At 62.3% G+C, this 11,754-nt stretch carries 12 protein-coding genes; 1 reads left to right on the plus strand and 11 read right to left on the minus strand.

What is annotated here, in order from left to right; translation table 11 throughout:
- Position 1 precedes the first annotated feature (1 nt).
- Complete coding sequence (locus tag QBK88_RS02270; RefSeq protein WP_277960753.1) at positions 2 to 1,183, plus strand: M20 aminoacylase family protein; 1,182 nt, start codon at positions 2 to 4, stop codon at positions 1,181 to 1,183.
- A 95-nt stretch (positions 1,184 to 1,278) separates the two neighbouring features.
- Here the strand turns inward: QBK88_RS02270 and pdxJ are convergent, their stop codons facing one another.
- The 11 genes from pdxJ to rpoE form a co-directional block, all read right to left on the minus strand.
- Complete coding sequence (pdxJ, locus tag QBK88_RS02275; protein WP_277960754.1) at positions 1,279 to 2,019, minus strand: pyridoxine 5'-phosphate synthase; 741 nt, start codon at positions 2,017 to 2,019, stop codon at positions 1,279 to 1,281.
- Between the two features lie 41 nt (positions 2,020 to 2,060).
- A complete protein-coding gene (gene recO / locus QBK88_RS02280) occupies positions 2,061 to 2,747 on the minus strand; it encodes a DNA repair protein RecO (RefSeq protein WP_277960755.1) in 687 nt (228 codons plus the stop codon).
- 162 nt (positions 2,748 to 2,909) lie between these two features.
- Positions 2,910 to 3,812, minus strand: coding sequence for a GTPase Era (gene era, locus QBK88_RS02285; protein ID WP_158154581.1), 903 nt, complete (start codon positions 3,810 to 3,812; stop codon positions 2,910 to 2,912).
- Positions 3,805 to 4,494: a ribonuclease III gene (gene rnc, locus QBK88_RS02290; RefSeq protein ID WP_268148814.1), complete on the minus strand. Its 690-nt coding sequence runs from the start codon at positions 4,492 to 4,494 to the stop codon at positions 3,805 to 3,807. The genes era and rnc overlap by 8 nt, the downstream gene beginning before the upstream one ends.
- A complete protein-coding gene (locus tag QBK88_RS02295) occupies positions 4,491 to 4,868 on the minus strand; it encodes a DUF4845 domain-containing protein (RefSeq protein WP_277960756.1) in 378 nt (125 codons plus the stop codon). The genes rnc and QBK88_RS02295 overlap by 4 nt, the downstream gene beginning before the upstream one ends.
- A gap of 69 nt (positions 4,869 to 4,937) precedes the next feature.
- Positions 4,938 to 5,792 (minus strand): signal peptidase I, encoded by an 855-nt coding sequence (gene lepB, locus QBK88_RS02300; protein WP_158154584.1) that lies wholly within the window; start codon positions 5,790 to 5,792, stop codon positions 4,938 to 4,940.
- Between the two features lie 5 nt (positions 5,793 to 5,797).
- Positions 5,798 to 7,597 (minus strand): translation elongation factor 4, encoded by a 1,800-nt coding sequence (lepA, locus tag QBK88_RS02305; protein WP_277960757.1) that lies wholly within the window; start codon positions 7,595 to 7,597, stop codon positions 5,798 to 5,800.
- Between the two features lie 251 nt (positions 7,598 to 7,848).
- Complete coding sequence (locus tag QBK88_RS02310; RefSeq protein ID WP_277960758.1) at positions 7,849 to 9,282, minus strand: DegQ family serine endoprotease; 1,434 nt, start codon at positions 9,280 to 9,282, stop codon at positions 7,849 to 7,851.
- 268 nt (positions 9,283 to 9,550) lie between these two features.
- Positions 9,551 to 10,510 carry a MucB/RseB C-terminal domain-containing protein gene (locus QBK88_RS02315; RefSeq protein ID WP_277960759.1) on the minus strand — a complete coding sequence of 320 codons (960 nt, stop codon included), beginning with the start codon at positions 10,508 to 10,510 and terminating at the stop codon, positions 9,551 to 9,553.
- Positions 10,511 to 10,518: 8 nt separating this feature from the next.
- Complete coding sequence (locus QBK88_RS02320; protein WP_277960760.1) at positions 10,519 to 11,115, minus strand: RseA family anti-sigma factor; 597 nt, start codon at positions 11,113 to 11,115, stop codon at positions 10,519 to 10,521.
- 31 nt (positions 11,116 to 11,146) lie between these two features.
- Complete coding sequence (gene rpoE, locus QBK88_RS02325) at positions 11,147 to 11,728, minus strand: RNA polymerase sigma factor RpoE (RefSeq protein ID WP_003252049.1); 582 nt, start codon at positions 11,726 to 11,728, stop codon at positions 11,147 to 11,149.
- Between the last annotated feature and the right edge of the window lie 26 nt (positions 11,729 to 11,754).

Raw genomic sequence — 11,754 nt, forward strand, 5'->3', positions numbered from 1 at the left:
CATGAGCAACCTGATCATCAACCAGAAACTGCAAGCCAGCGCCGAGCATTTCGCGGTCATTCGCCGGGACATCCACAGCTACCCGGAGCTGGGCGGCGAAGTACCACGCACCGCTAGCCTGGTCGCCGAAATGCTGGGGGCCTGGGGCTATGAAGTACACACAGGCGTAGGCGGCTGCGGGGTGGTCGGCGTGCTCAAGCGCGGCACCGGTACGCGCACCCTGGGCATCCGTGCCGACATGGACGCCCTGCCGATTCTGGAAAAGAACGGACTGCCCTGGGCCAGCCAGTACCAGGGGCGCATGCACGCCTGCGGCCACGACGGGCACACCGCCACCCTGCTGGCCGCCGCCGAGCAACTGGCGTTGCATGCCGAGTTCGACGGCACCTTGAACCTGATCTTCCAGCCGGATGAAGAAGGCCTGGCCGGCGCCAAGCAGATGATCGATGACGGCTTGTTCACCCGCTTCCCCTGCGATGCGGTGTACGCCTACCACAACATGCCCGGCCTGCCGGTCGGCCAGGCGGTGGTGCAGCCCGGTGGGTTCATGGCCTCGTCGGAGCGCGTTACCATCACCCTGACCGGCCGCGGTGGCCACGGCGCCATGCCCGAACGTGCCATCGACCCGGTGCCGGCCCTGGCCGGGATCATCACTGCCCTGCAGACCGTGATCTCGCGCAACCTGTCCACCGATGACGCCGCGGTACTGAGCGTGGGCATGGTGCAGGCGGGCACGGCGTACAACATCATTCCCGAGACGGCCAAGGTGATGCTCAGCGTGCGCACGGCGGACCCGGCCGTGCGTGCACGGGTGGAAAAGCGCATCCGCGAGATCGTCGAAGGCCAGGCGGCGAGTTTTGGGGTGAAGGCCGAGATCGACTACCAGTTGCTGGCCCCGGTGCTGGTCAACAGCCCGGCGGAGACCGAGCGCATGCTGGCAGTGGCGCGCGATGTGCTGGGCACCGACAACGTGTTGCAGAAAATGCCAGTGCGAATCATGGGCAGCGAGGACTTCGCCTGGATGCTGGACGAGAAGCCTGGTTGCTACTTCATTCTCGGCAATGGCACCGGTGAGTTCACCGGATGCTCGGTGCACAACGACCACTATGACTTCGACGACGCGGTGATCCCGCTGGGCGCGGCGTGCTGGGTAGGGTTGGTGGAGGGTTACCTCAAGGGGTGAGATTGGCGCCGCCTGGTTCCCGAGCTTCGCCCGGTCCTACAGATGGGCATTGCTGCTCTGCAGGACCGGGTGAAGCGTGGGAAGCAGCAAGACGATCAGCGAGCGGCAGCCACAATCAGTTGCTTCATTTCCGCCACAGCCGCCTTGAAGCCGACGAACAGGGCATGGGCCACCAGCGCGTGACCTATGTTCAGCTCGTTGATGCCCTTGATGGCCGCCACGGCCTCGACGTTGTGATAATGCAAGCCATGCCCGGCATTGACGATCAGGCCCTGGGCGACACCAAAAGCCACGCCGTCGGCGATGCGTTTGAGCTCTTCGGCCACTTCAGCCGGCGTCTGGGCATCGGCATAACGGCCGGTGTGCAATTCGATCGCGGGCGCACCCACGCGCTTGGACGCGGCGATCTGGTGCTCGTCGGCGTCAATGAACAACGACACTTCACAACCGATTTTGGCCAGGCGCTCCACCGCTGCCTGGATGCGCGCTTCCTGGCCGGCCACGTCGAGGCCACCCTCGGTGGTCAGTTCCTGGCGGGTTTCCGGTACCAGGCATACGTGGGCCGGGCGGATGCGTTCAGCGAAGGCGAGCATTTCCTCGGTAACGCCCATCTCGAAGTTCATGCGCGTCTGCAGCACGTCCTTGAGCAGCAGCACATCGCGTTCCTGAATATGCCGGCGGTCTTCGCGCAGGTGCACGGTGATGCCGTCGGCACCCGCCTCTTCGGCGTCCAGCGCAGCCTTGACCGGGTCAGGGTAGCGCGTGCCGCGAGCCTGACGCAGGGTTGCCACGTGGTCGATGTTGACGCCGAGAAGAATGCGATTGCTGGTGGTCACGGGAGCGCTCCTTGGAATTGAACGCCTAGGATACGTCTTGCTTACGGCTTGCGAAACAGTTCCCGGCTTACCAGCGGACGACCGCCCAGGTGCACGGCCAGCGCCTGGCGCATCAGGCGCTTGGCCGCGTTCAATGCCCCGGGGGTGGTCCAGTCGGCTTCGGCCATGGCCAGCAGCGCGCTACCGCTGAACAAGCCGGGCTGTACCAGCCACACCCGCTCAAGCCCGGCGTCTACCTGCAAGCGATACATACCGTCTGCCTCCACCGCATCGCCGTTGATGTCGGTGTCCAGGGCGAAGCTGTAACCCAGTTCGTCCAGCAGCCGCCACTCGAAGGCCCGCAGCAGCGGCTCCAGCGGGCGCCCGGCGGCAAGGGCCTGGAGGGTGGCCGCGTAAGCGTCGTAGATGACCTGATTCGGGTCCTCGGCGGGCAGCAGGCGGATCAGCAGCTCATTGAGGTACAAGCCACTGAACAGCGCATCTCCCACCATCCAGGCGGCTACGCCCACGGTTTCCATGCGGCCGACGTTCTTCAGCTCGCCCTTGCCACGGAATTCGGCTTCCAACGGCACGAACGGGCGCGCCTGGGTGCCAGCCTTGCTGCGCGCACTGCGCAGCACCGCGCGCAGGCGACCGCCTGGGGTCAGGAAATCGACCAGGGCGCTGTTCTCGCGGTAAGGGCGCGAGTGCAGTACGTAAGCGGGTTGCAGGATGGGCGGGTTGGACATGGCTCGAATGCCTTCAGGCTTGCTGCGACGCGAATGGCCTCATCGCCACCACGCTTTGCTACACAGCGGTACAGCTCGGATGGGCCGTGCACACTGTGGGAGCAAAGCTTGCTCGCGAGAGGCCCTGAAGAACCCCTTGCAAGCAAGCCTTGCCACAGGGGGTCAGACGTCGCCGTAACCCAGCGAGCGCAAGGCGCGTTCGTCGTCGGACCAGCCGCCCTTGACCTTCACCCACAGGTTGAGCATGACCTTGGAGTCGAACAGCAGCTCCATGTCCTTGCGCGCTTCCATGCCGATGCGCTTGATGCGCTCGCCCTTGTCGCCAATGATGATCTTCTTCTGACCATCACGCTCCACCAGGATCAGGGCATGGATGTGCAGGGTCTTGCCCTGCTGCTTGAATTCTTCGATCTCGACGGTGATCTGGTACGGCAGCTCGGCACCCAGCTGGCGCATGATCTTCTCGCGTACCAGCTCGGCAGCCAGGAACCGGCTGCTGCGGTCGGTGATCTGGTCTTCAGGGAAGAAGTGATCGTTTTCCGGCAGGTGCTTGGCGATCAGGCCTTCCAGGGCGTCGAGGTTGTGGCCGTGCTGGGCCGACACCGGGACGATCTCGGCGTTGGGCAGCTGTTCCTGCAACCAGGCCAGGTGCGGCATCAGCTCGGCCTTGTCCTCGATGCGGTCGGTCTTGTTGATGGCCAGGATCACCGGGCCCTGCACGTACTGCACGCGCTCGAGCACCAGCTGGTCTTCATCGGTCCACTTGGTGCGGTCGACCACGAAGATCACCACGTCCACGTCTTTCAAGGCCGCCGAAGCGGTCTTGTTCATGTAGCGGTTGAGCGCCTTTTCGTTGCTCTTGTGCATGCCGGGGGTGTCGACGTAGATGGCCTGCACGTCACCCTCGGTCTTGATGCCGAGCATGTTGTGGCGGGTGGTCTGCGGCTTGCGCGAGGTGATCGCCAGCTTCTGGCCCAGGATGTGGTTGAGCAGCGTGGACTTGCCCACGTTCGGGCGGCCGACGATTGCGACATAGCCACAGCGGGTTTGGGTTGTATCAGTCATTGCCATTCTCCACGCCCAGGGCTATCAGTGCTGATGCGGCCGCTACCTGTTCGGCAATGCGACGGCTCACGCCCTGACCCCGGCTTTTTTCGTTCAAAAGGACCACTTCACATTCGACGAAAAACGTCCGGCAATGCGGTTCGCCCTGGATATCCACCACTTCATAACGCGGCAGGTCGCAGCCCCGCGACTGCAGGTGTTCCTGCAGGCGGGTCTTGGGGTCCTTGTTGGTGTCTACGAGCGTCAGGCTGTCGAACTCGCTGGTCAGCCAGGACAACACGCGCTCGCGGGCCACTTCCATGCCCGAATCCAGGTAGATGGCACCAATCAGTGCTTCCAGGGCATCGGCCAGGATCGACTCGCGGCGGAAACCGCCGCTCTTCAATTCACCGCTGCCCAGGCGCAGGTATTCGCCCAGGTCGAAACCACGGGCCAGCACGGCCAGGGTCTCGCCTTTCACCAGCCGGGCGCGCAGGCGCGACAGCTGGCCTTCGCGGGCCTGGGGGAACCGTTCGAACAACGATTCGCCCGCCACGAAATTGAGGATGGCATCACCGAGGAACTCGAGGCGCTCGTTGTTGCGCCCCGCGAAGCTGCGGTGTGTCAAGGCCAGCACCATCAGGTCCTGGTTTTTAAAGGTATAGCCGAGCTGACGCTCGAGACGGCTCAAGGAAACACTCACGGTTTACGCACGCTGAATTCGTGGTCAAATTTCACCACCAGGTCGAGGTTGCCGACCAGTGGCTCACGCTGTTCGTATTGCAAATGGGCGGCGAACACGTCGTCGTCCAGTGTCACGGTCAAAGCCTTTTCCAGGTTCAGGTCATTGATGTTGTTGACCTGCATCCCGTTGCGCACATGGGTATAGAACGCCTGCACGCTGTCGATCTGCTGCGCCTTGTCGGTCGACACCGACTCGATGATCTTCTTCATCGACCAGTAGTCGAAGTAGTGTGGCAGCACTTTGAAGGCCGTGCTGGCCACAAACCCGAGCACTGCCAGAATCACCAACCCGCCCAGTAGCGAAACGCCTTTCTGCGAAGCGGCCTTGTTCATCTCAAGCTCCCTTCCTTGCTGACGCCTGAAAAGCATTCGGCGCTGCCCAATGGACAGCGCCGCCTGGTGTTACTTGATCAGCCCGACCCGCGAGAAATTCGGCAGGTGGCTCATCTTCGGCTCCGGCCAGCTCATCCAGACCGCGAAGGCCTTGCCGACGATATTGCGGTCCGGGACCATGCCCAGCAGCTCCTTGGGAATGCGCGGGTCATCCCAGTAACGGCTGTCGTTGGAGTTGTCGCGGTTGTCGCCCATCATGAAGTAGTGCCCGGCGGGCACCGTCCACTGGTTGTCCGGCGGCATGTGGTAACGGCCCATTTCCTTGCGGATCAGGTGCTCCACGTCACCGAGTTTTTCCTGGTACAGCTCGGCGGTACCCAGTGTTCCAGGCTCGGTGCCCAGCAGGGTCTCGGCCACCAGTTGGTCGTTCACGTACAGGCGCTTGTCGTTGGTGTACCGGATCTTGTCACCCGGCAAGCCGATCACGCGCTTGATGTAGTTGACGTTCGGGTCGCTGGGGTAGCGGAACACCATGACATCGCCGCGCTGCGGGTCACCGATCTCGATGACCTTCTTGTCGATCACCGGCAGGCGGATGCCGTAGGAGAACTTGTTCACCAGGATGAAATCGCCCACTTCCAGCGTCGGCTTCATGGACCCCGACGGGATCTGGAAGGGCTCGACCAGGAATGAGCGCAACACCAGCACGATGAACAGCACCGGAAAGAACGACTTGCCGTATTCGACCAGCGTCGGTTCCTTGTTCAACTGCTCGAGCACCACCGGGTCCGGCTCGCTGACACTGCCCTGGTAGGTAGCGACCGCGGTCTTGCGGCGCGAAGCCAGGAAGACCAGGTCGAACAGGGCCAGCAAACCGCAGACGGCGACAGCGATGACCAACAACAGCGGGAAATTTAGCGACATAGGACCTAACTATCCAACCTGAGCACGGCGAGGAAGGCTTCTTGTGGAATTTCCACGTTGCCGACCTGTTTCATGCGTTTCTTACCGGCCTTCTGCTTCTCCAGCAGCTTGCGCTTACGGCTCACGTCGCCACCGTAGCATTTGGCCAGTACGTTCTTTCTGAGCGCCTTGACAGTGGTCCGCGCCACGATCTGCCCGCCGATGGCGGCCTGGATCGCAACGTCGAACATCTGACGAGGAATCAGTTCTTTCATCTTCTCGGTCAACGCGCGCCCCTTGTAGTGGGCGTTGTCGCGGTGAACGATCAGGGCCAGGGCATCAACCTTGTCTCCGTTGATCAGCACATCCAGCTTGACCAGGTTGGCCGACTGGTAGCGATCGAAATGGTAGTCCAGGGAAGCATAGCCGCGGCTGGTGGATTTCAGGCGATCGAAGAAGTCCAGCACCACTTCGTTCATCGGCAGGTCGTAACGCACCTGCACCTGGCTGCCGAGGAACTGCATGTCGCGCTGAACGCCACGCTTCTCGATGCACAGGGTAATGACGTTGCCCAGGTGCTCCTGAGGCACAAGGATGGTGGCCGACACGATCGGCTCACGGAAATCCTCGACCGACGAGACATCCGGCAGTTTCGACGGGTTGTCGACGTAAATGGTTTCACCGGTCTTGAGCACGACCTCGAAGATCACGCTCGGGGCGGTGGTGATCAGGTCCAGGTCGTACTCGCGCTCCAGGCGCTCCTGGATGATCTCCATGTGCAGCATGCCCAGGAAACCGCAGCGGAAGCCGAAGCCCAGCGCGTCGGAGCTTTCCGGCAGGTACTGCAACGACGAGTCGTTGAGGGTCAGCTTGGACAGGGCGTCGCGGAAGTCTTCGAAGTCATCGGAGCTGACCGGGAACAGGCCGGCGTACACCTGTGGCTGAATGCGCTTGAAGCCTGGCAGCACCGGCACATCGGGGGTGCTGTTCAGGGTCAGGGTGTCACCGACCGGCGCACCGTGAATGTCCTTGATGCTGGCGATGATGAAACCTACTTCGCCGGCCTTCAGGTCCGCGGTGGCGGTGTGCTTGGGGGTGAATACGCCGACGCTGTCGACCAGGTGCACCTTGCCGGTGGACTTGACCAGGATCTTGTCGCCCTTCTTCACACGGCCGTGGCGCACGCGTACCAGGGACACGACGCCCAGGTAGTTGTCGAACCAGGAGTCGATGATCAACGCTTGCAGCGGATCTTCGATGTTGCCGGTAGGGGCTGGAATGGTCTGCACCAGGCGCTCGAGCACGTCGATCACGCCCATGCCGCTCTTGGCGCTGCACGCCACGGCGTCGGTGGCGTCGATGCCGATGACCTTCTCGATCTCGTCCTTGACGCGGTCGGGGTCGGCCTGGGGCAGGTCCATCTTGTTCAGGACCGGCATGACTTCCAGGCCCTGCTCGATGGCGGTGTAGCAGTTGGCAACCGACTGCGCTTCCACGCCCTGGCCGGCATCGACCACCAGCAGCGCGCCTTCGCAGGCGGCCAGCGAGCGGCTGACTTCATAGGTGAAGTCGACATGGCCGGGGGTGTCGATGAAGTTCAGCTGGTAGGTTTTACCGTCCTGAGCCTTGTAGTGCAGCGTGACGCTGTGGGCCTTGATGGTGATCCCACGCTCGCGCTCCAGGTCCATGGAGTCCAGTACCTGCGCTTCCATCTCGCGATCGGCAAGGCCGCCGCACATCTGGATGAACCGATCGGCCAGCGTCGACTTGCCATGGTCAATGTGGGCGATGATGGAGAAATTGCGGATATGACTCAAATCACTCACGGATCAACACTCGAAAAGGCTGCGGGCTGGACGCCCAACGAAAAATAGCCGGGAATTGTACCTGAATAACGGGGTTGTGTGGGAGCGGGTTGATCATGAAGATCCTGCAGACGCTGGCTTGCCAGCACGCTTTGGCCCTGAAAGGATCCTGAAAGCTCGCTGGCAAGCCAGCGCCTGCAGCAATTCACGACACTGCCAGACACAAAAAAGGGCAGCGCGATGGCTGCCCTTCCCTGTTCAGGCCTGCGACTTTACTCGCTCAGCTTGAAGGTGATGAAGCTCGCGCGGCCCTGGCGCAGTACACGCATGGACACCGAACGGTTCTTCGGCAGGCCCTTGGCGATGTCGGTGAATTCCTTCGCCGAACCGATGGCCTGGTTGTTCAGGTGGGTGATGACGTCACCCGGCTGCAGCCCGATCATGGCCGCGGGGCCGTCCTGGACGTCCTTGATGACCACGCCACTCTTGAGGTCCAGGGTCTTTTTCTGATCGGCGGTCAGGTCGGCCACGGACACGCCCAGGCGGTTGCTGTTGCTTTCGCCCTGGGGCTTGGCAGCGTCGCCGGCCATGATGTCGTCGTCATTGGCTGGCATGGCGCCAACGGTGACGTCGATGGTCTTGCGCTTGCCTTCGCGGATCACTTCCAGGCTGGCCTTGGCGCCCGCCTTCAGGCCCCCGACCAGGTGCGGCAGGTCGGCCGACATGACGATCGGCTGGCCGTTCATGCTCAGGATCACGTCACCTACCTGCAGGCCGGACTTGGCCGCAGGGCCGTCTTCCACCAACTGGGCCACCAGGGCGCCGGCCGGTTTGTCCAGGCCGAACGACTCAGCCAGGTCCTTGTTCACTTCCTGAATGACCACGCCCAGCCAGCCGCGGCTGACCTTGCCGTCCTTCTTCAACTGGTTGGCCACGTCCATGGCCACGTCGATCGGGATGGCGAAAGACAGGCCCATGAAGCCGCCGGAGCGGGTGAAGATCTGCGAGTTGATGCCCACGACCTCACCGTTCATGTTGAACAGCGGGCCGCCGGAGTTGCCCGGGTTGATGGCCACGTCGGTCTGGATGAACGGCACATAGGCGTCATTGGGCAGGGTACGGCCCTTGGCGCTGACGATGCCTTTGGTCACCGAATGGTCAAAGCCGAACGGCGAGCCGATGGCCAGCACCCACTCGCCCACCTTGAGCTTGTCGGAGTCACCCAGTTTCACGGTTGGCAGGTTCTTGCCTTCGATTTTCAGCAGCGCCACGTCGGTACGGGCGTCGGTGCCCACCAGCTTGGCTTTCAGCTCGCTGCGGTCGGACAGGCGCACGATGATTTCATCGGCGTCGGCCACCACGTGGTTGTTGGTCAGCACATAGCCGTCATCGGAAATGATGAAGCCCGAGCCCAGCGACTGGGCTTCACGCTGGCGGTCGCCCTTGGGGCTGCGCGGCGAGCGCGGCATGTTGCGAAAGAAGTCGCGGAACGCTGGCGGCAGGTCGTCCAGGTCGGGCATGTCCCCGCTGGCGGCGCTGCGGTCAGGCAGCTTCTGGGTGGTACTGATGTTGACCACGGCAGGCGAGGCCTGCTCTACCAGGCCGGTGAAGTCAGGCAGCGCCTCGGCCTGGGCGGTAACAGCCTGGCCGAGCATCAGCACGGCCGCGCACACGGTCAGGTAGGATTTCAAGCGTAGTATCGACATACGGCTCCCGTCAGTAACGAGCAAGGTTTAGCAATGGGGAACGCCAGACGCACAAAACCCGGACGCTGCCCAAGGCAAGGTCCGGGTCCGGGTTGTCGGCAGTGGCGATCCTTTGAAAAGCACACAAGGCCAGACCCTTGAGGGTCTGACCTATAGAAAAATTCAGGGGATTTTGCAACCTGACTGACAGAAGTTTCATTTCGTCATCCTTTGTAACGGATGCCGTGACGCGCTCCCTGCGCGCCTGATTCTGCTCAGCACTGGCGCCTCAATTCTTCGCCTGGGTGTCTTGGGCGCGCATCGACAAGGCAATTCGCTCGGCGGTGCCGATGGGGATCTCTCCCACCACCGTGACCATGACGTCGCCCTTGGGCGTCGTCAGGCGCCGGGAGACCGCCGAGGTCGGTCCCAACTGCGTGCGAGTGTCCATGCCCGAGGTGCCGTTGAGCGGCTCCAGGAACACCGAGAAACGGGCCAGCCCATCGTCGTACATCAGGCTGGTGACAGTGGTCTTGCTGTCCGGATCCTTGCGCACGGAACTGTTGGCCAGCTCGAAGCCGGGTGGCAGCCAATCCGAACGCCAATGGCCAGTACCCGATACCGACGGCTGGGCAGCGACGGCAGGCCCCAGGGGCTTGCAGTTGTCACTGGCGGCCAGGTCGGCGTCGGTGGGCGCATTGGGGGCAAGGCGGGTGAACTGAAAGCGTTCGAGCAGGCGGCCCTTGTCGTCAAGCAACAACGATTTAAGCGGCAGGCCAGTCTGGGTGTCCAGATGCAATTCGAAACCGTAGCGATGCTGGTCCTTGGGCGTCAGGGTGACGATGGTAGCGTCACGCCCTGCCACCCGGGATTGCCCCGCTACCGCCAGGTCATACCAGGACATCAACTTCAGCGGGTCCAGCTCCCGGGCCGACGCACTGGGGGCCTGGCTCACGCCAGACACCAGCGTACCGCTCACGCACTGGGTGCGGCCATCCACGCGCACGACTTCCTGGGCCGAGCCATCGAGCTGCAGAAGCCGCTCGGTGACCTTGCCATTCTGGGCGCGATGCCAGATATCGTGGGTGGAGAAGCTGCCGTTGCGTTCGTAGACGAAAGTGCCCTGGAAACTCTGCTGCTGCTCGGCCTGGGCCAGGCGGTTAAGCCATTGTGAAGCGTCGTTGGCCGCGAAGGCCGGAACGCTCAGGCAAGAACCGAGCAATAGCGGTAGTAGCGGTATGGCGCGCATGAAGCTCCCTAGCGGTTTTCAAGGCTCGCAGCACGTGCATACGGCAACGCGCTTTCGGTGCCTTTCAGCGCAGCTTCCTGAGCATGCTGACGCAGGTAACCTGGCAGACGCTGGTCATGTGCACCCGGCTGGCCTTGCAGCACACCATTGGCCATCGGGCCGGTGCTCTGGTCGGCGCTTTCGGTGTAACCGGCCAGCACGGCAGGACCTTGAACCTGCGGCACAGACGGCGCCTGCTGGGTAGCGGGCTGCTGTTGGGCCAACTGATTGCCGGTGATTTCGTCCTGGTTGTACAGGCGAACACCAGCCAGCACGGCCACGGTAACCGAGGCAGCCACAGCCAGGCGACCGATGCTGCGCCAAGGGCCACGGATGGTTTTGACGGGCGCGACTTCGTCGGCAATGGCCACGGACACGGCAGTAGCCAGGTCCAGGCGCGGGTCAAGCAAGTCCTTGTGCATTACAGCACGAGCAATCTGGTAACGATTCCAGGTAGCTCGTGTTTCCGGGTCCTCAAGCGCGTTGATGACCCGGCGCAATTCCAGTTCGTCCGCTTCGTTATCCATCACCGCGGACAGCGATTCCTGCAAAGCTTCACGACTCATGGCGGTTCCTCTCTTGGCTGTCGCCGCTGTCTCAGGTTTCCTGCAACAAAGGCTGCAGGGCTTTATCTATGGCCTCCCGAGCGCGGAAAATCCGAGATCGCACGGTACCCACCGGGCATTGCATGACGCTGGCAATGTCCTCGTAACTCAGACCGTCGAATTCACGTAAAGTTAACGCCGTACGCAAATCTTCTGGCAGTTGCTGGATGGTCCGGTGGACGGTGCCCTCGATCTCATCGCGTAACAGGGAGCGCTCCGGAGACTCCAGATCCTTGAGGCCATGATCGCCGTCGTAGAACTCGGCATCCTCGGAACTCACATCGCTATCTGGCGGCCTGCGACCGCGGGAAACCAGATAGTTTTTCGCCGTGTTGATGGCGATACGGTACAGCCACGTATAAAACGCACTGTCACCGCGAAAATTTCCAAGCGCTCGATACGCCTTGATGAAGGCCTCTTGCGCCACGTCCTGGGCTTCATGGGTGTCGTGCACGAAACGCACGATCAACCCGAGAATCTTGTGCTGATATTTCAGCACCAACAGATCGAAAGCTCGCCGGTCGCCGCGTTGAACACGCTCGACCAGTTGCTGATCCTCTTCCTGGGTTAGCATGAACACTCCTCGTTGAGCCGGGAGGA

Source organism: Pseudomonas sp. RIT-To-2 (assembly GCF_029623465.1).
GTDB classification, from domain to species: domain Bacteria; phylum Pseudomonadota; class Gammaproteobacteria; order Pseudomonadales; family Pseudomonadaceae; genus Aquipseudomonas; species Aquipseudomonas silvicola.